The organism is Terriglobia bacterium (assembly GCA_020072845.1).
Taxonomy (GTDB): Bacteria; Acidobacteriota; Terriglobia; order Terriglobales; family Acidobacteriaceae; genus JAIQGF01.
Genome location: JAIQGF010000003.1, coordinates 167,918 through 191,107, shown reverse-complemented (window position 1 = coordinate 191,107; position 23,190 = coordinate 167,918). Strand labels below are relative to the sequence as shown.

Annotated in this window: 18 protein-coding genes; 4 read left to right on the top strand and 14 right to left on the bottom strand. The window is 57.1% G+C overall.

Annotated elements, in window-relative coordinates:
* Positions 1 to 77: 77 nt before the first annotated feature.
* From LAN70_03205 to LAN70_03140, 14 genes are all read right to left on the bottom strand, one after another.
* Entirely contained in the window at positions 78 to 761 is a 684-nt protein-coding gene (locus LAN70_03205) for a polysaccharide deacetylase family protein (GenBank protein ID MBZ5510158.1), read from the bottom strand.
* Positions 762 to 1,319: 558 nt separating this feature from the next.
* Positions 1,320 to 3,158 (bottom strand): glycoside hydrolase family 55 protein, encoded by a 1,839-nt coding sequence (locus LAN70_03200; protein MBZ5510157.1) that lies wholly within the window; start codon positions 3,156 to 3,158, stop codon positions 1,320 to 1,322.
* 209 nt (positions 3,159 to 3,367) lie between these two features.
* Positions 3,368 to 4,792 carry an O-antigen ligase family protein gene (locus LAN70_03195; GenBank protein ID MBZ5510156.1) on the bottom strand — a complete coding sequence of 475 codons (1,425 nt, stop codon included), beginning with the start codon at positions 4,790 to 4,792 and terminating at the stop codon, positions 3,368 to 3,370.
* Between the two features lie 50 nt (positions 4,793 to 4,842).
* Positions 4,843 to 6,012: a Gfo/Idh/MocA family oxidoreductase gene (locus LAN70_03190; GenBank protein ID MBZ5510155.1), complete on the bottom strand. Its 1,170-nt coding sequence runs from the start codon at positions 6,010 to 6,012 to the stop codon at positions 4,843 to 4,845.
* Positions 6,005 to 7,075 carry an NAD(P)-dependent oxidoreductase gene (locus tag LAN70_03185; GenBank protein MBZ5510154.1) on the bottom strand — a complete coding sequence of 357 codons (1,071 nt, stop codon included), beginning with the start codon at positions 7,073 to 7,075 and terminating at the stop codon, positions 6,005 to 6,007. The genes LAN70_03190 and LAN70_03185 overlap by 8 nt, the downstream gene beginning before the upstream one ends.
* 7 nt (positions 7,076 to 7,082) lie before the next feature.
* Positions 7,083 to 7,991, bottom strand: coding sequence for a glycosyltransferase (locus LAN70_03180; GenBank protein MBZ5510153.1), 909 nt, complete (start codon positions 7,989 to 7,991; stop codon positions 7,083 to 7,085).
* A gap of 49 nt (positions 7,992 to 8,040) precedes the next feature.
* Positions 8,041 to 9,357 (bottom strand): nucleotide sugar dehydrogenase, encoded by a 1,317-nt coding sequence (locus tag LAN70_03175; GenBank protein ID MBZ5510152.1) that lies wholly within the window; start codon positions 9,355 to 9,357, stop codon positions 8,041 to 8,043.
* Positions 9,354 to 10,511 (bottom strand): glycosyltransferase family 4 protein, encoded by a 1,158-nt coding sequence (locus LAN70_03170; protein MBZ5510151.1) that lies wholly within the window; start codon positions 10,509 to 10,511, stop codon positions 9,354 to 9,356. Before LAN70_03170 ends, LAN70_03175 begins: the two co-directional genes overlap by 4 nt.
* A 145-nt stretch (positions 10,512 to 10,656) precedes the next feature.
* A complete protein-coding gene (locus LAN70_03165) occupies positions 10,657 to 12,318 on the bottom strand; it encodes a hypothetical protein (GenBank protein ID MBZ5510150.1) in 1,662 nt (553 codons plus the stop codon).
* Positions 12,319 to 12,335: 17 nt separating this feature from the next.
* Positions 12,336 to 13,595, bottom strand: a complete 1,260-nt coding sequence (locus LAN70_03160) for a hypothetical protein (protein MBZ5510149.1) — start codon at positions 13,593 to 13,595, stop codon at positions 12,336 to 12,338.
* Complete coding sequence (locus LAN70_03155) at positions 13,595 to 14,917, bottom strand: glycosyltransferase family 4 protein (GenBank protein MBZ5510148.1); 1,323 nt, start codon at positions 14,915 to 14,917, stop codon at positions 13,595 to 13,597. The genes LAN70_03160 and LAN70_03155 overlap by 1 nt, the downstream gene beginning before the upstream one ends.
* Before the next feature lie 68 nt (positions 14,918 to 14,985).
* Positions 14,986 to 15,669 carry a hypothetical protein gene (locus tag LAN70_03150; GenBank protein ID MBZ5510147.1) on the bottom strand — a complete coding sequence of 228 codons (684 nt, stop codon included), beginning with the start codon at positions 15,667 to 15,669 and terminating at the stop codon, positions 14,986 to 14,988.
* Positions 15,670 to 15,837: 168 nt separating this feature from the next.
* Entirely contained in the window at positions 15,838 to 17,055 is a 1,218-nt protein-coding gene (locus LAN70_03145; GenBank protein MBZ5510146.1) for a DegT/DnrJ/EryC1/StrS family aminotransferase, read from the bottom strand.
* Between the two features lie 119 nt (positions 17,056 to 17,174).
* A complete protein-coding gene (locus tag LAN70_03140; GenBank protein MBZ5510145.1) occupies positions 17,175 to 17,696 on the bottom strand; it encodes a UpxY family transcription antiterminator in 522 nt (173 codons plus the stop codon).
* Between the two features lie 943 nt (positions 17,697 to 18,639).
* On the opposite strand from LAN70_03140, the gene LAN70_03135 reads away from it, so the two are divergent.
* From LAN70_03135 to LAN70_03120, 4 genes are read left to right on the top strand one after another with little or no spacing between them, the layout of a single operon-like run.
* Positions 18,640 to 19,605 carry a sigma 54-interacting transcriptional regulator gene (locus LAN70_03135; GenBank protein ID MBZ5510144.1) on the top strand — a complete coding sequence of 322 codons (966 nt, stop codon included), beginning with the start codon at positions 18,640 to 18,642 and terminating at the stop codon, positions 19,603 to 19,605.
* A complete protein-coding gene (locus tag LAN70_03130) occupies positions 19,602 to 20,210 on the top strand; it encodes a polysaccharide biosynthesis/export family protein (protein MBZ5510143.1) in 609 nt (202 codons plus the stop codon). The genes LAN70_03135 and LAN70_03130 overlap by 4 nt, the downstream gene beginning before the upstream one ends.
* Positions 20,211 to 20,268: 58 nt before the next feature.
* Positions 20,269 to 21,630 carry a hypothetical protein gene (locus LAN70_03125; GenBank protein MBZ5510142.1) on the top strand — a complete coding sequence of 454 codons (1,362 nt, stop codon included), beginning with the start codon at positions 20,269 to 20,271 and terminating at the stop codon, positions 21,628 to 21,630.
* 31 nt (positions 21,631 to 21,661) lie between these two features.
* Positions 21,662 to 23,188 (top strand): lipopolysaccharide biosynthesis protein, encoded by a 1,527-nt coding sequence (locus tag LAN70_03120; GenBank protein MBZ5510141.1) that lies wholly within the window; start codon positions 21,662 to 21,664, stop codon positions 23,186 to 23,188.
* The last annotated feature ends 2 nt before the right edge of the window (positions 23,189 to 23,190 follow it).

Below are 23,190 nucleotides of genomic sequence, written 5' to 3'. Positions count from 1 at the left end.
AACGGCACGTTATTGCCCTCGCCAGAAGCTTGATCTTGATCGCATTGGCCGGTGTCAGCTTCGCCGAACCACCCGAACTAAACGGCTGAAACCTGTCCGCGCCCTAGTCCGGTAGGATATCGGCAGGCCGCCTCACGGATTGGCACAACGTCCGCTCCCGATTCGAGTGCAAAGCGGAGCACTTCTTCAAAGTACTGGGGCGTGCAGCCGTACGGGGATGGATTTCTCGCCACATCATGTGTGTATAGAACCAACCAGCCCTTTGCTCGGCTGTTGGCATGAATGAGTTGCTTAAGCGTCTCGATTTCCGACCGCAAATAAACCGGGTTTGCGCGAAGGAAGCAAAGGTCCACAGGGTCGACGTTAATGCCAGATTCTATGGATCGACACGTGTCGTAGTCGGACCGCAACAATTGTTTCGCAGCTAACGTGATGTGTCCATGCGGGAAGGACAGGTTCCGTAGCTGGTAGTCGCTCAGCATTGCAGCTGCTTGCCGGCGGTTCTCTGTACATTGATCTACGAACTCTGCGGCGCCAACTGCGTAGCACGAAGCATGGTCGAACGTGTGACACGCCAGTTCATGACCGGCGGTCAGCAGATCGTCCAGATCGGCGCGCGTGAACATTGGCCCCGCGCTGCTGTCTTTCCCCATCAATCCCATGGAACCGTAGTAGGTGCCTCTCCGGCCGTGATCCACCAGTATTCTGCCGCCGACGGTCAGAGCCGACCTGGGAAAATCGTCGAATGTGAAGGAGATCATCGGCTCGGGGGAGGCTCGCCGCGCACGTTTCCGCGAAAAGCACCCTGCCAGGAGCTTGTGAAATCGCGCCCTGTAATCTCTGTAATCTCTCATGTCGCTGACAGAAGGGAGTGTCGCTTGTGACTGCAACCTGTTACAGATCGGGCTCCAGATCGTCGCCCGCCGGCGCGCAGACGCATGGTGGGCAACTCTGGTTTGGTTCCTAACTGTTGGTCAGGTGAGTTTCATGAACAGGTTTAACCACTATCACGTACTTATGTGTGAGGCAGGCTGCTTGGGAGCTTCTGTCATGGAGAGACGATAGAAGCTGAAATGAATCATGGTAGTTGGTAGAGCTTCCTGGCTCCGTGCGGCGCTGGAAAGTCGAGGGTGACTGCGATCACCCAAGATAAACCTCTTTCCAGAATATTCTTTGAATGTTAGAACCGCCGCGACCTAATCATAGGTTTGCTCACCTTCGAGGTCGCGATCAGACCGGTCGCAGGTGTCGGATCACTCCCAACAGTGCGCGGCTAGGTGCCACTAACCAACCCCAGCCAGTCCACACATTTCTTCATCCTAATTCACTACAACCGTCAATCCCGTCGGAGGGTTGGGAGGCGCCGCACCACCGGAGCAGGATGTGTCACCTTCATACCGCGCTTTCGCTGGCAGCGTACCAATGGTCGGTTCTGGGCCGAAGGGAGGCCACGCGCAGCTACCGAAAAATGCGGGCTTCGATGTATAGTACATCGAGTTTTTCAGCGTGTGATTGGAGCCACCGCCCCACTCGGCCACGCCCTGCGTTTTGTAGTCGTAGTTGCCATGCCGAATCATCGTGTTCCAGGTGTTGGCATTGAAAATCTGGTTATCATCGCAGCCAACTTGATATACAACGGGTTTACTGCGAGATCCGTAGGTACAAGCATTTCCTGGGTACATAATGGCGTTCGCCCAATTGGTGTGGAGATTGGGGTTGCCCAAGATATTCCCCACAAGCGAGAAATAGGTGTTGTTGCGGTCGATGCTGATGGCATCAAAGCCCCAGTTGGGGTTGTTGGAGTTGTACTGGGCGTAATTGCCCGTCACATCCCCCCAGAACCAGTTACGAAACAGCACGCCATGCGAGGAAGAACCCCAAGTAAAATCTGAGCCGAACTTGGGCGCTATGCTCCCCTCGACCAAGGTGAAGTAGGGGTGCGCCCCGTGGTTCATCCGCGTTGCTTCCATCCAGGTTGTATCGTAGAGGTAGAACAGATCGTCAATGTAGTTATAAAGCCACGCGTTTCCCGACCCGCCGCCCTCCTGCCCGCCGCCGTGCCGTTGCTCGCGGATGATGTTGTTCTCGACCTTGTTGTCCGAGGTCGCGAACATGAAGCCGATGCCGTAGGCGCGGTCAGAGCTTTGCGCCGTCTGGAAGTGAACGTACGAGTCACGAATTTCATTGCCGTAGACGTACTGCAGGTAAATCGGGTATCCCTTGGCGGTGTTCGTGTCCCGATAGGCTTCCACGCTTTTCACCCAACTGAACAGCGAGTTGGACATTTCAATGATCGGCGCGGATCGAGTACCCCAGCCGTTCAGTTTGATGTTTTCAAGCCCCGCCTTGACGGTGCCAAACGTGTACTTGCGCAACCCCGGGCTGAGCCCGGCTTGGAAGGTGTAGTACATGGGGCGGCTGAGCGTCAGAGTGTTCCCGCTGACTGTGACCTGAGCGATCTGCGACATCAGGTGGTATGGGGGAGCGTCTGCCTCGCCGCACCAATCACAGGTTCCATCTGTTCCGACAGCCGTTACCGGAATGGCAGTGTCGGGCAGTTCATACATGGCCACCCAATCCCCCGTGACCAACCCATGACCCGCGCCCACCGTGAGAGTCCTGCTCCCCTTGGTGTAGCCGCTCGAAATGGCTACGTTCGACCCCCTGTTGGGAGACGAGGAACCGTTGAACCTGACCGCCCCGTTGTTGCCCAGCTTCAGCGTGGTGCAGGCCGCGCCCGCTCCCGTGTCGCCGGGGAAGGATGCGGAAAGCCATCTTCCCTGTGTGCAGTTATTCGAGCCGGAACCTCGTAGCACCTTTCCAGACGGGATGGTGATGGCTCCGTTGACATAGTAGATTCCCGGCGGAAGAACCGCCGCGCGATTGGCCGAAAGCGCGCTAATACAGGCGTTGATGGCGCTGGTGTTGTCGGTGGTGCCGTTCCCCTCCGTCAGTCCCGCGGTGCAAGCGACGCCGGTATAGACCGGAAGCGTCCCACCATTCCAGATGTCCGATCCGGCGAGCCATGGAATCTGGCGGCAGTTCCCCGGGCAGTCCGCATCGTCATTGGGAAGGTCATACGGGCTCTGAGCCCAGAGGCACTGTCCAATGAGAGCGATTAGGGCTACGACTGCGAATAGGACAATCTTTCTTGACATCTGCGTCCGCCTCTCTGTGTTACGGGAACCGCCCACGGGCTTCCGTAGAATGGTCGCTTGCCCCGCCGGCGGTCCGTGGTAGAACTGATTTACTCACTCTGCGGCCAGCGGGATGGACTCGACTTCTGTCGCAGCAAGAGTAGGAGATACGAACCTGTGAAACTACTGGACGGAGGGTCGAAAAAAGTACAGTGGCGTGCGCCTGTACGTCACTTGTACTGAAGGACAGCGTTACCCGGATCGCTCGCCCGCACGCCGTCGCATCCTGCGCGAAAGCCGTGAGAGGTGATCGATTCTCTGGACGATTGTTGCCCTGTAACTTGCGAGATAGTAATGGCGAGGAGCAAGAACAGCCAGATCGGATAGGTATTTCTGAAGAACGCTGCCTCGGTGATGTTATAGACCACACCCGTTACGAAGTACGCCACCATGAGATCGCCTGCCGGCAGATTCTGCCGCCAGGCCAGAATCACCCTCCTATACCCGTACGCCAACACTACGGCCAGGCCTCCGACTCCAATCCACCCCAGATTCGCGTAGATCTCCAGGTACCCGTTGTGGCTTTGGTTCGGCACCCAAAACCGCGTAACCTCGGCGACCATCGTCTCCAATCGCGGGCCAAGCCAGAAGCTTTCGTAACCTGCGCCGACCCACGCGTTCGGATTCAGCTTAACCACCTCTGCCCATATATCGGTGCGCTCGGTCAGCGTCGAATTTCTTCCCATTGCATGCAGGGCGCCCGGACTAAAATCCAGAAGGGCGATCGAGGCGGGAATCACTATCATCAAGAGAACCAAGCAGTGGACCATGAACCGGTTTCTGGCAAACACTCGAAAACGGGTCGCCACTAGCAGGAGGCTGGCCAATAGAAAGCAGACGAGCGAGGTCACGGAATCGGTAACTGAGAACAGCCAAAAGATCATGGCGAGAACTACGCCCTGAGCAATGAGGCGCCGGCTGCGCTGCATGTCCTGAGGATCGTCGGCAAACAGGTTCAAAAGGCGCCATACCGAAGCTAGCCCAAAAAGCAGGCAGATTGCTCCGAGCCCATTCTTCTCCAGTGCAACGCCAGAAAAGAAGGTAGTACCAAGATAGCGGTGATAGTATCGGCCGATCTCAGGGTAGTACCTGATAAACAAAATCGATAGAGGAACCAGAATGTAGGCTGTTCTCGCAACGACCCGTTTTAGGGCCGTGAGCGGCTGAGGATCGGTCCAAACGATCAGAACCATCAGCCAGTCTGCAATGGCCTTGTTCCAGCGCCTGAACCCGACCGCCGGATAGTCGGACCACATGAGACTCACCAGACAGTAGATAAAGAACAACAGAATTGGCCAGGTGTGACGCAACCCGCCCACGACTTGCTTGTATCTCTTCAGGACCACGAGCAATGCGAGGATGATGAGACTTGTATAAACCAGTCTGTTTATCGGGTCTCCCTCCATCAACTCGTCAGCCACCGGCGAAGCTTGGCCCAGGTAAAGCCACCTGGATGGCGTGCGTGAGCACGCCAGCAGGAACCAGAGCACGGCAATCCACAGAGCTGGCGAGGTCCGGGACTTGGGGTCGCGGTCGAGCCAAAAAACACCGAGGATGCCGGCACAACAAATGAAAGTGGCGACTGTCGGGGGCACTTGGGTTTCCTCAGAGACGCGCTATCAGTCCCGGCAACGGCAGGCCAAGGCTACTTGCTGGAATGCTCATCGTCGGCCATTGCCCCAACGGAATACGCCAGCGGCGCCTCTTCGCCCTCCTGCCGGCTGATTCGCTGGCGCTCGGAGCCTTGCGCCAGCTGGGTGAAGATCGCATCCATAATCCGGGCGGTCAGAATGATCTCGCGGTAGGGAATCGGCACCGGAGTGTCTTCCAGGATCGAGCGGTAGAAGTTCTCGATCAGGTGCTTCATCCCCGCCTTGGGGTGGAAATCCCTGTGCAAGAAAGTCCTCACGTTGCTCCAGGTGTTCCCAAAGTACTGCCAGCCGGTTGCCGCCGGGCTTACGAACTGTTCCAGATAACTGGTGCGCATTAAGCCCGGCAATTTGATCAGGATGTCCTGATCCTGGTCCACCATCAGACCGTTTTTTGGTCCATAAAGACGAAACTGATGGAGAGAAGGACGCATCTGCGAAGAGAACGTAAAGTAAGCCGTGGTCCCGCACTCCTCCGAAATGATGACCCGCAGCTCGTCAACGATTTCGCGTTCCCCCAGGCTGCGCAGGAAGGGGCTAACAAACCCATGCGCGATGACCTGGGGCGATTCGGTTTGGAGGAATTCAGCAATTCTGGCAATGCCGTGACTGATGACGTTGTGCAGTAATTGTCCGGGCAGCCGGCGTACCCAATGCTGTTTGTCGGAGAGCAGCACTCCGGCATAGCCGCCGGGTCCCAGCTCATAACAAAAATAACTCTCCATGTGCACGGGATTTCCGCCGAGGTACCCCGCACGCACAAGTTCTCGCGCTTGAATGGCGGCACGGCGGAACTGGTTATCGTGGCCGGCGGTGAGTTTGAGCCCTCGCTCATTGGCGAGCGCGATCAGTTCGCGGGCTTCCCGTTCGTTGACCGTGAATGGCTTCTCGACGTAAACGTGGCACCCGGCCTGCAAACAAAGCTTGGCCGCCTCAAAGTGAATCTGCGGAGGAGTGGTGATGTGGACCACGTCGGGCTTGGCACGTTCGAGCAGTTCCGGCAACTCCATGAAGGACTGCTTGACCGAAAAGCGATCGCACAGTTGCTGCGCCATCAGCGGCTCACGGTCGCAGACTCCGACGATCTCGGTACCCTTGATCCGCTGGATCTGAGCGGCGTGGGAATCAGCAATCTTGCCGCATCCGACGATGCCGATCTTAAGCATTGACGCCTCCCATGCGGCAGGCTTCGAAGTATCGCCGTAACGCTTCTTTTGTCGGGACAATCTGCGACCATCCGACGCGGGTCTTAAGCTTCTGGTTGCTGTAACTCGTCGTCTTCCAGAATGCATGCCACGCCTTGCGATTGAAAGCCAGCGGTACCTGTCCCTCCGACCAACCGGAATAAAGTTCCCACAGGTAGCAGAGCAGATAACTGGCAGCTTTCGGTACGTAGAGAGACTTAAACCGCTTTACATTTCTCTTGTACAAGCGCAAAAGCTTGCGACTCGAGGGCAGGTCGTCATCGACGACGTTGAACACCTCGCCATCCACCCCTGGCGTCAAGCCGGCCAGCACAATGGCCTCGGCGCAATTGTCTACGTAGCTCAGCGGTATCTGAGTCGAACCGCCCAAGTGCAGGAAGAGGCCGAAGGTGCCAATGCCGACGCGATTGGTGAGTGCTCCCTTTCCATCGGTGCCATACACGTAGCCGGGCCTGACTAGGATGTAGGGAATCCCAAACTTTTTTCCATAGTCAGCAACCATCTCGTCCTGCTTGACCTTGGCATAGGTGTAGGCATCTCCCCGCAACTCGGGATGCGACTCAACCGGACAAGATTCATCCAGCGCTCTCCACCGCGTTTTCCCGGAGTTCGTATACACGGTGAAAGAACTGATGTTCACAAAACGCCGCAAACATTTCTGCTGGACGCAGGCCTCCAACAGGTTGCGCGTTGTGACCACGGAGTTAAGAAAGGCATCGGGCACGAGCTTCTCCCCTCGCCCGGCGGCCAGATGGAAGATGACGGCCGCGCCTTTCGCTGCGGTTCTACAATCATCGCGCGACAGCAGATTCCCCTGGATGATTTCAACTCGCGATCGGGGATAGCGCGCAGCAAGCGTCGCCAGCCGGGCCGCTCCCTTGGACCTGGTAAAACAGCGCAGGTTAGAAAACCCACGCTCCAGCAGATTTTCGACGACCGGCAATCCAATGAACCCGGCAGCGCCGGTGATCAGGATCGGATCGTCGTGCTCGATAATCAAGGACTGTGGTTCTGTATGGTTCATAGCGGTCTCAGTTGGTAATGTAAGGCTCCCGCATCGGGTTCAACTTCGGAAGAGCAAGGAGCTTCCCGAGGTGGTCACAGAGTTTGATCAAGATGCTCATAAAGCGGTGATGTCCCAACAGCAGGGCAAAGGGCAGGACCACCATGTACGTGGGGACAGCAATGAGCGACTTCGCAATCTCCACAGGTCCGAAGCTTTTGCGCAGCACAGCTGCTCCACCATTCAGCAGGGCCCGCCGCAACATGAAACTACGTTTCCAGCGTAGGGGGGGTACAACTTCGTAGGCCATTGCTTCGTGGCACCAGATGAATCGATGTCCAAGCTCGATCATGCGGGTGAAAAAGTCCTGGTCCTCGCCGGTGCGAAACTGCGGCCGGAAGGGCTGTGCGCCAGCGGCGGCGAACAGTTCCCTCTTCAGCAGCACATTCCCGGTCCGTCCTTTTTTGCCGTCGATGATCATTCCCGTGGGATAGCTCGGCCGGTCGTAAAATTGTCCCCTGACTACCCACTGCGGCGGTTTTTCGTCAAAGTGCGGCTTCACCGGTCCGAGCACTCCATCCACCTCGTATTTCCCACAGGCCGTGAATAATGTCAGTAACCAACTCTTGGTGGGAAATTCGTCATCATCGATGAAGGCGACGAAATCGCCGGCCGCGTTTGCCACCGCTTTATTTCGGGCGAGCGCAATGTTCTGCTGCGACTCCACGCAATATCTGACCGCGGTCCTCGACGTGGCTGCAAAATTGGAAACCACGGCCTCGGCAGACTGCAATTCGTCGTTGTCCACAACCACGATGGAATAGGTGAAGAATCCGCCCGTCTCCTGTTCGTCCAGTCCGCGCAACAGGCGCTGGAGCAGATCCGGCCGCCTGAAGGTGCAAATGCAGACCGAAATGTGCGCCATTTCTTTGGTCATAGTCTAGGAGGTCTTCGGGCTGTAGACGAGGTCGCGCGACCGACCGCGATTACCAGCAAATTCCGTAATATTCCGACGAGGGATGGCGCTCGGGAGTAAAGAACCTCACCAGGTCAACAATGGGCTTGTTCCCGTTTACGTCCTGCAGCGTTTTGACATAAGCCTTTTCCTTGCCGGCCAGCACCAAAACGTCGCTGTGGGCGACGAGCTCTTCCGCCGAGGAACACAGCAGCTGTGAGATGTGGGGTATCTCCTTCTCAATATATATTTTGTTCGCTCCAATCAGTCGTGCGAGAGAGACATTCGGATCAAAAATCCTTACCGCGTAGCCTTTGCCGATCATAGTCTCGACCAGCTCCACGATTGGGCTCTCCCGTAAGTCGTCCGTGCCTTCCTTGAAGGTCAGCCCCAGGAAGCCTAACGACCGCCCCTTAAAAGAAAGCAGTTTCTTGACGACCTTCTTGACTTGATAATCGTTGCTCTCAAGAATGGAATTCAAGACCGGCACGACGACATCTTGCGTCTTCGCTAGATAGGTAAGGGACCGTAAATCCTTCGGCAGACAAGAGCCTCCGAACGCGAACCCTGGCTTCAGGTAGTAAGGCGAGAGGTTCAGCTTTGTGTCCAGACAAAAGATCTCCATCAGCCGGTGGCTGTCGACGCCAACCGCCTGCGCAATGTTCCCCATCTCATTTGCGAAAGTAATCTTCAACGCATGGAAAGCATTGTCGGCGTATTTCACCATCTCCGCGACACCCAATTCCGTTCGAACGTGGGCGCCCGGAAAGTCTTTGTACAGTTGCGCCAATTTCTCCCCGGATTTGCTGTCCAGTTCGCCGATCACGGTCTTCGGAGGATTGTAGAAATCATCCACCGAGGTGCCTTCGCGTAGAAACTCGGGGTTCATGCATACCCCAAAATCAACCCCGGCCTTCTTTCCAGAGCAGCGTTGCAGCGTGGGTATCACGATCTCTCGCATCGTACCGGGAATAACCGTGCTGCGGATGACTACGCTGAAGTATTCGTTCTTGGAGGTCAGGGCCCCGCCGATTTGCTCACAGACCCGCACGACTGCGCTGAGATCGATATTGCCATTATCCTGGCTGGGTGTACCTACGCATACGATGGCCAGCTCGCTTTCCTTCACCGCAGCTGACCAATCGGAAGAGGCACGTAGCCGCCCGCTGGACACCGCCGCCGCCATGAGCTCATCCAACTTCGCTTCGATAATCGGGCTTCTGCCCGCGTTAATCATCTCCACTTTCGTTGGGTTGGTCTCAACGGCCACAATTTGGTGCCCAAGCTCCGCCAGGCACGCCGCGCTCACGCAGCCCACGTAACCCATACCAAAGACACTGATCCTCACAATACCTCCCTAGCTCCCCTGCAATCGCGGGATGTCAAGAAGTCCACACAAGCCTTGAATCCCGAAAACATTCCTTCAACGGATGCCTCCCGCAAGATGTCTTGGCGGGCATTCCTAGAGAATTCCGACCTCAACTGGTCGTTGTCCAGTAGCCAAAGAATGCGGTCACGCAGCGACGCTGTGTCGTTCCGGGGAACGACAATTCCGTTGCGACCGGGTTTCAAATAGAACATTTCCGGCGGATGGTCGCCTTCCTCGGTAATCACCGGCAGTCCCCAGTAAAAGGCCTGGTTGAGTCCCAGGCCAACGTGGCCCGGGATGACACAAACGTCGGCCATCTTGCACAATTTGCTGATTTGCAGGTCTTGTGGATCGTGGACCTCACCGAGATAGACCGTATTCCGGGTATTCATGCGCGCTTTCAACTCTTCACTCAAACCCGATCCCACGAGCACCAGGCCGATCCCGCTGCGATCGAGGCCGCGAAAAATATCGATGAGGTGGTCGACTCGTTTCCGGCCGTTTCCCTCGCCCATCCTTCCCATGAAGATGACGGTCTTCTCAAAGGGAATGCCAAACTCCCGCTTAATTTCCGCCTTGCTCTCATGAACCGGCGGAAAGTCCTCAAAGTTGACGGTGTTATTGGCCACGAATGCCTTGGATTGGAAGCGAGGCTTAATGAACTCCCTGCAAGACTCGGCGTAGAGAATCAGGGCGTCGCTCATCGCATGAACGTAATTGAACATCTGGTAGCGCAGCTTGCTGTTTTTCGCGTCCCAGTTTCCACCTTTTGTCCAGAAAGCGAAGGGAATCCTGCGGAACTTCAGCCAGTGTGCGAGCGGCCAAGTAATCCAATCTTTGAGGTGAAGAAACAAGATCACAGCAGCGGGCTGTTCAGCGCTGATGACCCGCTTGTACTTAAGGAAATCGAATGGCACTTCGTGCAATGCAAACTCTAGAGGCTTTTGGTTCTCCTTCTGAAGGCGGTCCGTAATCACGGAGAATTCGAAACCGTATTCGCGAAATCTCCTGTGAAAATAGTTGTAAACAGAGACCCTGTAGTGCATCACTTGATTGGAGACCAACACGATACTCGCTGGACGCTTTCTGGAAATAGCCGATTCACCAACGTCATAAGTTCCCTGTGGCGCCACTCCTTTGTCAGGACCAGCGGAACAGTTATTTGAGGGCGAGATCGTAGATGGCGACATGGCGAGCAACTTTTTTTCGCGAAGTAGGTTTCGGCTGTGCACTAACAGTAAGACTCCGACATTATCCTGCGCACAATAAAGGAGGGCATCACCCTAGTAAGGTCGGTCCACAGCAATTCACTGCGACCGCATGCGAGCAAGGAGCATCGGCCACTCCCTTGAGAGCAACGTCGATTGGCTCGCCCGACGCACCCCTGTACTTGCGCAGCGTCAGTGCCGGTAGTCTCCCATCGGAGCTGGCCGGTAGGGTTGTCCGTAAACTGCCATCGCTGTTGATTGCGAACGTCGCGGATCTTCGCATCCGAAACCAGGCGGTTGCCTGCGACGCTGTGGCGAACCAGGCTCCTTTGTCCCTGAGTTCCTGAACCAGGGTCACATACGTGCCGGTCCACAACCTCTCCGGTGCAATGCTGCGGTCATGCCAGTTCACGGTAACGCACCCACCCTGCCGAACTGCATTCTCGATAATGTCATTGATCCTGGATTGGGCATCTTCGGGCGACAGATGCAGGTGCGAGGGATAGAACAGTGCGGTGTCCATGACGTGCAGAGGAAGTTCGAGAAGCGTGGTGGCATTGAGCGGCTTGTATACCTGGCCAGTGCCGGCGCGGTACCCGATCGTCTCGTTGTAGCCCACGGTAGAATCGTAGCTTGCACCCGCGCTCTCAAGCGCGACGGGCGACTGCTCGTCGAAGAAAAGCCAGTGCATGCGTACGCCGATGTTGCGTGCGCCCGTGATTAAACGGATCTCGTTCAGCTCTTCGCGTCCTTTCGCACTGTCGACCCAGGCGTCGATTCCATGGAGCCCGACTTCGCAGTCCGCCGCCAGCAGTCTGTGAACCTGATCGGCAACGTCGGAGGCGCCATAAGTCGCACCCCGGAACCGCGGCGCGCACCCGTCGGAGCCCCGACCTGGATTGTTCCTGAAAGGAATAATGAAAAACGAGGACGGGCTGCCGCCCTCGATTTCTTGATAGCGCTCAAAGCCACTCCAGAAGTCTTTCGCCAGGCCGAGATGAACAAACGGCAGCTTCAGCGCTGCGAGCCAGTTATGCAGCAGGTTGAAGGCCGAAGTCCTTCTCCGAAACAGGTCGATAGCCGAACCGATCAAGGCGCGGTAAAGAAAGCCGAACATCGTGTGATCAAACTTGTGACGCCGGACAAACGGGTGATCGACGTCGTGCGTCAGGCAGGCGATGAACCGGTATCCAAATGGGACCGGTGGAATTTCGATCAGGGAGATGCCCGCTGAACGGATCACGTCCCGCAAGAAAGCAATGTGCAGATCCAGCGTCGGACTCGGCGCACTAGGGGCTGGCTGGCCGACCGTCAGCAGATGGCGGACTTCGCGAAAAAGGTCGTATCCAACCCGCACCACGATGGCGCCGTTGCGACGAGTTTCATGTACTGCCGGCCGAAGCGTTTCCGCATCGACGAGGATGCCAGCGCTCCGGTCGTCGAATGTAAAGCTCTCGAAGTAGAGTTGTAGGCGAGCTCCCTTATATGACAGAAGGCGGCTGCTTACCTTGCCTGAAGCTCGACTGCCGGCAATCGCAGCATCGGAACGTGCCTTTGCGCCACCATAAATAACCACAAGCTGCGCGTCTTGCTCCCTGAGGCCGGAATCACCGGAACACAGCAGAACGCTGTAATGTCGTCCTTCACGATAAAATTCCCATGGCGTCTTGAACAACTCAAAAAATTCTTGAACGACGGAGAAATCCGACGGATCTGCAATGACACCAATCATGGCTGTATGTGAGCGGTTTACAGATCCCGCCGGGAGGCGCGCAGCTGCGCACATTCGTTGGACTTCATTTCGAGCAACAAACGAGCGAGCGCCTTGAACATTGTGCCCTGCCCCCAATGGAGCATCGGAATCTTCGCCTTAACTAGCGGATACTGCCGGTAATAAAAGTATCCTTCCGAATCCTGCATGTTGCCGATTGTCCAGGCAGCAACCTTCTGGGAAAGCTCGAGACACTCGCGGTCGCGGTCGGCGAAGAGGGCGAGCGTGTCGATCGATTGCGCCGCGCACTGGATATCCACGGGGTAGGTTCGGTTGTGGTAGTACTTCGGCCGCCCTGTATCCTCGAAAAAGTTTGCCTTGTAGAATGCCAGTCCCTTGTCGATATTGGGGCGAAACTCGTCATCTCCGCTGGCCTCGATGTAGCATTGAAGGCTGTCGAGATTGTAGCCAGTATGGAAATTGTCGATCCAACGGTACTTCGGTTCCTCTCCGTACCACCACGATCCCTCGTCACGCTGGTGAAAGCAGCTATAGGTCATCGCTGAGCGCGCCACCCGCGAATACTGGTCACTGCCGTTGTGCTTCGCCGTCCGCGCCAGCAGCGCAGCGCCCAGCATGTTGGAGTTGTGCACAGAACTCTGCACGTGCGCGAAATAACTGATACAAGCACCATGGGGAGTCTGTTCACGGGGCAGGTCGAGGATCCAGTTGCACGCACTCTCCGCAATCCGAAGGCACCATTCCTGCCCGGTAATCTCGAAAGCATCGACATAAGCTTGGCCGATCAAGGCGGTCCACACAATGATGGGGTCGTCCTTGGTATAGGTTCCGCCACGGGAAGAAAAGTCGAAGTGATTGCTCCAACTGTGATGCTTAAACCGAGGCACTTTGTGTCTGTCGAGCCACTCGAGGCAGCGGATGGCCTTATCGAGATAGTGTTGCTCGTGGGTGGCACGGTAGAGCAACAAATATCCCGCTGCCATGTAGCCTTGCCCTTTGGTCGATTCTTGAGGATGAATCCCGAACAGTGGCCGAAGGTTGAACGGGCATTGCCGGATGGCCTGCATCAGCAGGCGCTCGGCAAAGATGTTTCCGAAGGCCAACGGACGCGCCCAAGACGACAGCCCGTCAAATGGCTCGTAGCCGCGGTAGTTGTGCTGCTCGACCCAGGATTGAACGCGCTCGAGTGAACGCTGGACGTCCTCAACATGGAGCGCTTGCGAACTCCGGCGGCCCGGGACTGCCGTGCTTTCGACCAATGCCGTTGTATGTGCCATTAATGCGAGTTACTCCCATGCAGCAGTTCGCTTACGAGATTCACCAGTGTCTCTCTCTCCTGCTCCCATGTGTGCGCGAGGTAAACCTGCTGGCCTCGCGCCACGATCTCCATAGCGTCCGTGGGATTGAGAAACACGTATTCAATTTGTTTAGCAAGGTCGTCGGAGTTTCCTGGCGCAAAGAAATAGAGAGAATCCTTGTTGAAATAATCCTGTATGCCGGGCGTGGAGGGGGCAATGACGGGCTTGCCGAGTGCCAGATATTCAAAAATTCGTGTGGGAGTATTGATCTCGGTAAATGCGTTGCGATGGTTCGGAATTACACCCACATCGCAATCTTCGATCGCCGGGACAAGCTCCTCCAGCCGCTTGGGACCGAAATAGTGAACCCTGTCCTGCAGGCCCCGGCTGCGCACCGAATCCAGCACACGTTCCAGAAACGGGGTTGTGGCGCCGTAAATCCTGAGTTCCGCGGCGGGAACCGACTCTTGGATCTTCGCCAGTGCATCGACGGCGAGGTCCAAGCCATTCCGCTCCAGGAGCGACCCGTGATACATGATCACGAATGGCTTTGCTTGACCGTTCTTGGCAGCAGCGCGTACGCGCGGCGCTCGAAACGGGAAGATCTGACGATCGGGAGAATTCATGACCACCCCGATTTTTTCGGGAGGACAGCTCCGCGTCCCAAAGATCCGCTTACACGCGATGTTGACGGTGACCACCAGATCCGCCAGCCCCAGGCTCCATCTCTCAAATCGTCGAATCAGCTGGACACCCCGGCTCTCCTGGTCCAGTTGGAAGATGGTCATCATGAGTTCGGGCATAGGATCGTGCATGTCAAGGATGACCTTCGCCCCCAACGCTTTGGGCACCAGCGAACTCATGACGAGAACGTCCGGCATATTGTGGATGTACACCAGATCGTAGTGTCGAGTCAGGGAACGAACCGCCAAGATGGCGGATGCGGCCGCCAGGAAGGCGGAATACTCATACATGTAGGATAATTTGCCGCCCCGTGCATGCTTGATGGGTAAACGGACCACGTCGATGCCGTTGCTGCACGCTCCGGTCGCCTTGGTATGATTCGCCACGCATACCAGTTCTACCTCCATCCCTTCGTTCTTGAGCGCTTCTGCGGCGCGGCGCGGCCGTGGGTCCGCCGGATAACCGGACAGGACCACCATGGCCACACGTTTTCCTTCCAGGCGACGGTGACCCGAGGCGATCGGCCTCTGGCTTTGGGAGGACATCCCCGCAGAGGTGTCAGCGTGGTCTGAGATGGCAGAAGATCGCGTGATTGAATTCGTGCCTTCGATAGCCATGGAATATATCGACTTCACAGGGCGAAGCTGCACTGGGGTCGCCCTAGAGCACTGTGTCGAAGCGTACGTTACCTTCCATTCTTGTTGGCAGACGCAGCCAGCGATTTGCCGGCGTCGGCTGCTGAGTTACGAGCCTCGCGCTCGATTTTCATCTTGTTGGAGGACTGGATCGCCTTGAGGATCGCCGAGTGGTCAAACTTGCTTAAGATTTCAATATTGGGCATCACGCAATGTCCCCCGATGATTCCCGGTACGTATTTGACCGGGGGGAAGAACTTGATCTCCTCGTAGAAGGACACGACTTCGTTGTAATCCGCCCCCACCCGGTCGCAATACCTCTCCACTTCTTGCGCCCAAGCGATCATCAGCCCGAAATAGGTCGTTTCCGTTAACTTCGCAACTTCACACGCCTCCGGCGATGAGAGGATTCGCGTCTTCAGACCGACCGACTCGAAATGCCGGGCGGCTTGCCGCGCGCATGCGGAATCAATGCCTCCGACGAATTTCATGTACTTGCCCAAATCATCCAGCATGCGGACATGCTTGCCGCGCACCGGACTGTGCACAACGGCGGCGGACGCTCGTTCGGCCACCGACCTCGTCGTTCCGATCCCGACCGTGCTGTTGATGATTGTCACTTTCGGCTGAAAGCGTTCGATGTACCGGGCGGTCTCACCGACAAAGTCCTTGATCTCGAACGGATAGCAAATGTGCAGGAAATCGACGCCTTTGATCGGCTCGGCGACGGGCACAATGTCCACTCCGACCGTGTTGTGATGCCTGGAAATGAGCTGGAACAGTGGATTGCCAACTTCTCCCAGTCCGACGACGACTACATTACTGCGCTCGCTCATGGCGATTCCGCCTCCTGACAAACCTTGAGATACCGCGAGCCCCACCACGAACTCGCCTTCCAGGCGCTACGACGACACCGCTGCAGCATTTTTCGATACGCTGCGCACCACGGCATCTACGACCCGCCTCTGCTGTGCTTCCGAGAGGGTCGGGAACATGGGCAGCGACAGGATTCTGCTGGCCGCGGCTTCGGTCACCGGTAACTCACCACGACGGATCCCCATGCCCACGTAGGCTTTCTGCAAGTGCAATGGGATCGGGTAGTGAATTCCCGTCCCGATTTTCTCCGCAGCCAGGTCTTGCCGCAGAGTTTCCCGGTCGTCCACCTGAATCACGTAGAGGTGATACACAGGTTTCGACCAGGCCGGCTGTGCGGTCAAGGTCACAGGCGCGCCCGCCGCCGCAAACAATTGTCCATACCGCTTCGCAGCTTCCACCCGGCTGGCATTCCATTTCGCGAGATGCTGCAGCTTGACTCCGAGAATGCCCGCCTGGATTGAGTCCAGGCGTCCGTTGTAACCCTCCACATCGTGGTAGTACTTCTCCGCTTGACCATGGTCGCGGATGACGCGGATCTTGCGAGCCAGCGTTTCGTCGCCGGTCGTCACCGCACCGGCCTCGCCGCATGCTCCAAGGTTCTTACCGGGATAGAAGCTGAAGGCGCCGGCGAGCCCCATGGATCCGGCCTTACACCAGCGATTCTGTTTCTTTGAAAAGTACTCCGCCCCGTGGGCCTGGCAAGCGTCTTCAATGACGATCAGGTGATAGCGTTGTGCCAAGTCCAGGATCGGATCCATGTCCACCATCTGGCCGTAAAGGTGAACCGGGAGAATTGCCGCCACTCGTTTTCCTGTTCGGCGGCTGATCAACTTTCCGGTGTGGCTGTCGAGCGTGCAGCGTAGCTCCAGATATTCCTGGAGCTTGCCCGCGTCCATGTTGCAGGTTTGCGGGTCAACGTCGATGAACTCCGGCAGTGCACCGGCCTGGGAAATCGCTTCCGTGGTAGCGATGAAAGTGTTGGCGACGGTAATCACGGCATCGCCCGGACCAATGCCGGCGGCGATCAGCGCGAAGCGCAAAGCGTCCGTGCCACTGTTCACCCCAACGCAGTACGGCACCTGGCAGAAGCGCGCGTAGTCCTGCTCGAATGCTTCCAACATTCGGCCGCCGATAAAGCCGGCAGTACGAAAGGCTTGTTGCACGACGGCGAGGAGTTCGCTTTCCAGTTCGCGATGCGGCGTAATCAGGTCGAGGAAAGGAATCGATGCGTCCGTATTTGTCATCTGTGATGCCTCATGTCTTTTGTGAATTCCCCGATCGACAATGCAATCGCATCGTCCGGGTTGCGTCAGCATGATGCTGGATGAATCCAGCAGGCATGCCGCAGCAAAAGCTTCGACAGTTAAACTGGCTGGATGTCGTAGCCCTCAATCGTGAGAGCGACGGATTGCTGGATGGATTCGATTGAAATCACCAATCGCTTCCTCCCCGCAGTTCCCAAGAAAATGCCTTCCAGTCCCGCCAGTGCTCCGCTGCGCACCACCACACGTTGACCGCTCCTGAGGAACGGATACGGTGTGGCTTGGAGATTTTGGGCCATCAGCATCCGGATGGATTCGATCTGCTTATCCGGGATCGGTGTGCCCAGGTTTTGCGAACCGACGAAGTTCAACACTCCCCAGACCCTCAGGATTGCTATCCGCGTTTCTGGTGACAGGGCTGCATGCACGAACGCGTAACCCGGGAAGAGGGGTACTTCGACTTTCTTTCGCCGGTCGCTCCAACGATGGATCTGACCCAGGAGCGGCACGTAATTCTCAATGCCTTTTCGCGCCAACTCGGCAGCGACTTTCTTCTCGTGCCGCGGACGCGTCTGCACGGCGTACCATTGTGGCAGCGGAGTGGGCAACGGCAGCTCCAGCATGTGACTTACGTCATTATAGGTGCCGCTGTACGTAGCTCCGCCCTCTGAGTCACATCTCACTCTGTGCAACTCCTGCCCTTGCAGTGCACGTGAGCAAGTCCGGTTCCATCGCCCAGGGCAAGGCGCTTGTCTGCCGAAACCGCGGAATTACCTTGGAGTTTCCCAGTGCCACGTGCGTGTCCTAACAATCTTTAGTCGAAAACAATTAGCAACGCAAAACTTTTCACTGTGATCGCGATGTATGTGCCAAATCAATAACATGTCGGCACAATTGGTCTGTCTCAGGAAAAGACGAGAATCTCAAACAGAGACAGTCTGCGCTATCAATAACATCCCGCGTGTCCGCTTTTGACCGCCGACAATCAGCACCCTTACCTCAGCAGAACATGGTGGAAAACATTTTCCCTTTTTCCCCTCCCTGCCCGGCACACCATCCGATAAAGAAGTTGCTATCTCCTTGTTTTATAAGGGAGATTGGCCAGTTTCAGAGGTGGAAGATTCCTAGAGCAGAGTGGAAAACAATTTCCCTCGCGAGGGCCGATTTCTTGGCTAATTGCGGCAACTCCGCGCAGCCCTGTGCGAAACTTTAGTAATTTGATAGACCATTAGGCTGCGTGCCGGTTGCGCATCCTCAGCCCCTGGCAAAACCGATTTGCCGGCGGGAAAATGGCTTGGTGTTCGACCGTCTGCAATACCTAAGCCACTGTAGATGTAATCAGTTACAGCGTGACAAGCGCCACGGACGCATGGTCAGCAAGCACCCCCCAGCAACCGGAAAAATGGCGAAAATCTGACCTCGTCCGCTCTCCAGAGCGATTCTTGTCCCCTAGCCTGCCGCGTGCCTTCTGTTCCCTTCCGCAGTTGCCACGTTGGTCCTGCAGTTGCTTACGCAAAGTTGTGGCTCCCTTGCGCTTCAACGCGTTATTGCCTCCCCGGAGGACGAATGCCTAGCGACTCTCCTCGGTCTCACAGCGCCGGTGCTGACAGCGGCGAGGTCTTCGTCCGCAGCGCAAGTCCGGCTATGCGGGCGCTGGAGACGGCGGCTGAGAAAGTTGCAATGGGTAGCTCTCCGGTCCTGATCTTGGGCGAAGAAGGGGTGGGCAAACGCTGCCTGGCACAGCAGATTCATGCGATGTCCGGACGGCAGCATGCTCGTTTTGCTGAGGTCGCTTGCCTCGATGCAGCCCATGATTCCTTTATGCCGTTCGACGGCAAGAATCACGATGGTGGCAGCGCTCCCGCCGGGACAGTCTTTGTGCGGCACATATCCGATCTCCCGTCCGCCATGCAGGCCAATATGCTGTCGTTCTTTTTCGGGCGCTCGCCAGAGTCCTCGACGCGTCCCCGTCTGATCGCCTCCTGCACGAGCAGCCTGGAACAGGAGATCCGTAGCGGGCGCTTTCGCGAAGACCTCTACTACCTGGTCAGCAGTGTTTGCCTGCGCATGCCGCCGTTGCGTCACCGCAGGGAGGACATCCTGCTGCTGGCAGATCATTTTCTGGACGTTTATGCTCGGGTGTTTGCCCGGCCGAAGCGCGACCTGAGCCCTCGCTTGCAGCAGTATTTAATTGAGTACGCTTGGCCGGGTAATGTTCGCGAACTCAAGAATGCGGTCAAAACCGTCGTCGCCGTTGATGACGAACACGTAGCCATGATGGTTTTGCGCTCCAACCATTCCGAGGGGTTGGAGCGCGCCGCCGATTCCGAAGGTCTCTCCCTGAAACAGGCTGCTCGTGTCGCTTCCCGCCAGGCAGAGCGCGAACTCATCCTGAAGGTGCTGTCACGCACTCGATGGAACCGCAAGCGAGCCGCCCAGGAACTGCAGATCAGCTACAAAGCTTTGCTTTACAAACTGAAACAGATCGGCCTCGACGACGAATATTCGAGTTCTGAGGAGACGCATCCATGAAGTCCCGAGTGTTCCCTGCGACGTTGGTCTTGGCGCTGCTACTTGCCGCCACTGGACTGGTCTGGGCTGGCAACCCTGGAGATGACAAGCCGCCGGCGGCTGCCGTAGCGGCCACCCATGATTCTGACTACATCATTGGTGCGGAAGATATGTTGAACGTAAACGTCTGGAAAGAAGCCGAGATGTCGGCTACCGTCCCGGTCCGCCCCGATGGGAAGATTTCCCTCCCTCTGCTGAACGACGTCCAAGCAGCCGGGTTGACTGCGACCCAACTCGCAGCCCAGGTTACGGACAGGCTGAAGAAGTACCTGGAACAGCCCCGCGTCACGGTTGTCGTCACTCAGGTGAACAGCCGCCGCTATTTCGTAATTGGAGAGGTGACTAAGGCCGGTGCGTATCCTCTGGTGTCGAACATCACTGTGCTCCAGGGCTTGTCCAGCGCGGGTGGGTTTACGCAGTTTGCAAACTCCAAGAACATGTATGTCCTACGAGTCGAAAACGGCAAGCAGAGCAAGTTGCCGTTCAATTACCACGACGTCGTGAAAGGCCGGAATGCGGAGCAGAACATCCTTTTGAAACCCGGTGACACGATCGTGGTGCCGTGAAAGGACGATGATGATGTATCACACTCGATGGCAAGTTGGTTGTCTGTTGTGGCTGGCTTTGTTCACCGGCGCATCAGCGCAGGACAAAGCCGATGCCCCGGCCGTTCCGGAGCCGCCGGTGTACCAGCACGACGCCCCTGCAGTGGCCGCGCCTGATCAAGCTGGCCCGACCATGACGCCCGACACCCGTCCGCTGACCGGTGCCCAGACACTGACCCTCGGCAGGCCCGATCTGCCCAGTTTCTTTTTGCCGAAACTGCATTTCGCGCAAACCGTGGATTCGAATCCCAACGTTTTCGTGCCGGATTCCGACGTGGGCACGGTGAGCAGCATCACCGGCGAATTCGAGTTGCAGCGCGTTTCCCGCAGCCAGTTGTTTACCATGCGGTACCAGGGCGGCGGAATGTTCAATGCCAATGGGAGCAACGTCGCCATACTCGGCGGGCGATCCTCTAACTTCCAGCTCTTTGGCCTAACGGAGAGATTGGATTTCCGCCGTTGGTCGCTGTTCTTCAGCGATCAAGTCGGTTATACCTCGAGCTCCGCTTTCGGCGGAGGTGCGAATGCGGCTGCTGCCGTCATCGGTCCCGCCGCCCTCGCCGGTGGCGCCAACCTCGCTGGCCTGAATCCCACCCTAGTACCGGCGCAGAATCTGCTGACGCAGGTTGGATCGCAGGTGAGCAACACCGCCGTGGTCGAAACCGATTACCATCTCGACGCGCACAGCACCGTGACCGTCATTGGGAACTACGGCATCCTTCGATCGCCCGACGGGAACCTGATTGAAAGCAACCAAGAGGGGGGCAGCGTCGGATACAGCCGCAATCTCACCGCCCGCGACACCGTCGGTATTAGCTATGGTTTCACGCAATATGGGTATTTGGATCTGCATACCCGGACGCGCAATCACGTCGCGCAATTGGCGTACGGGCGGCGTGTCACCGGCCGTTTGAGCTTGCAGCTGGGTGGCGGCGGCGGCATCTCGGAGGTAGACACTGCCGTCCAGTCGCAAGATCTCACTTTATGGAATGCACAGGCGAACCTGCACTACCTGGCCCATCGCATGGATTTCACGGCGGCCTATGCACGCAACGTCACGGCCGGCTCGGGTGTCCAGCCTGGCGCCAATAGCGATGTCGTATCCGGCGGGTTCTCTCGGCCGTTCCTGCGCCGCTGGCTCACCACCACCAGCGTCGGCTACTCGCACAACTCGGGTCTGATCAATGGTAGTTCCTACTCGACTTTCTTCGCCAACACCGGTGTGGAACGCCAACTGGGTTTGTACAGTGGCGTGTTTGCCAGCTATTCGTTCCAGCGGCAGGCCGGACTGTTGTTTTGTCCAACGTGCGGCGACCAGAGCATTCGGCACCTCTTCACTGTAGGCTTCGACTGGGGATTCCGGCCCATCCGGATGGAATGAGGGCCGCGCAAGCATGAACGTGAGGAATGGAATGTTAGGTGATCGCGAACTCAACCTGCACGACTACCTGGCGATAGCTCGCCGGCGGGTGTGGTGGCTTGTTCTTCCGATCGTGATCGGCCCTCTTCTCGCGGTTCTGATATCGCTCATAATTCCGAATCGCTACACGTCGCAGACAACTGTGTTAGTGGATCAGCAAAAAGTGCCTGACACCTTCGTGAAATCCGTGGTGACCGAGGATTTGAATGGCCGCCTGGCGACCATGCAAGAACAGATCCTCAGTCGCACGCGACTGCAACCGATGATCGAGCGGTTCGGGTTATTCAAAGACGACCAGGGCAAGGTGCCCATGGAAGAGTTGGTGGACCGCATGCGCAAGCTGATCACGGTTACGCCAATTCGCGCCAACGACGCCCGGCGTGGCGATATGCCCGGTTTTTCCATCAGCTTCACCGCCAAGAATGCCCGGTTGGCGCAGCAGATTTGCGCCGAGATCACCTCCATGTTCGTGTCGGAAAACCTCAAAGCGCGCGAGCAGGGGTTGGTGGGGACGACCGACTTCCTGAGCAGCCAACTCGACGAGGCCAAGCGCAAGCTTGACGATCAAGATTCCAAGCTGGCCCAGTTCAAGATGAAATATACCGGCCAGCTTCCTGAACAGGAGCAAACCAACCTGAGCATGCTGGCGACGCTCAACGCCCAACTCGAGGCGACCACCCAGGCGCTGGCTCGCGCCCAGCAGGACAAGACCTATTCCGAGTCCCTGCTGGCCCAGCAGACCGCCGCCTGGCGTGCAACCCGGGTCGGTCTTAACGCGGACACGCTGGAACACCAGTTGTCTTTGTTGCAATCACAGCTGGTCACCCTGCAGAGCAAGTACACCGAAGATCATCCTGACATTATCAAGCTGAAAAGCGAGATTGCGAAGCTCAAGAAGACGATCAGCGAGAGCGCTTCCGCCGGCGACGTCGTCTCCAAGGATGCCAACAAAGCCGGGTTAAGCCAACCTCCGGAGCTGCAGCAGTTGCGGCTGCAGATCCACCAGTTGGAAAGCGTTGTGAAAGAGCGCTCCTCGGAGCAACAACGCATCCGCCAGCAAATCGGACTCTATCAATCCCGCGTGCAGTTGAGTCCAAGAGTTGAGGAGGAATACAAATCGCTGACGCGTGATTACACGACCGCGCAAAAAAACTATGACGACCTGCTGAACAAGAAGACCCAATCCGAGATGGCGACCAATCTCGAACGCCGCCAACAGGGCGAGCAGTTTCGCGTCATGGATCCACCGAATCTTCCTGAAACGCCGGCCTTTCCTAAGCGATGGCAGTTTGCCGCCTTCGGCGTTCTGGGAGGGTTCGGATTCGGTCTCGCTTCGGTTGCGATTCTCGAATTCCGCGATAAGTCCGTGCGCACCGAGAGCGACGTCGAATATTACTTGAAGCTTCCGACGCTGGCCATGGTGCCGCCGGTCGGGGCCGCTGCCGCACGCCGCGCGCCGAAGGGAAAACCGCGATCGAGTCGCGAACCAAGTCGCGCGCGACAAGTGCTGGGGGCTTAACC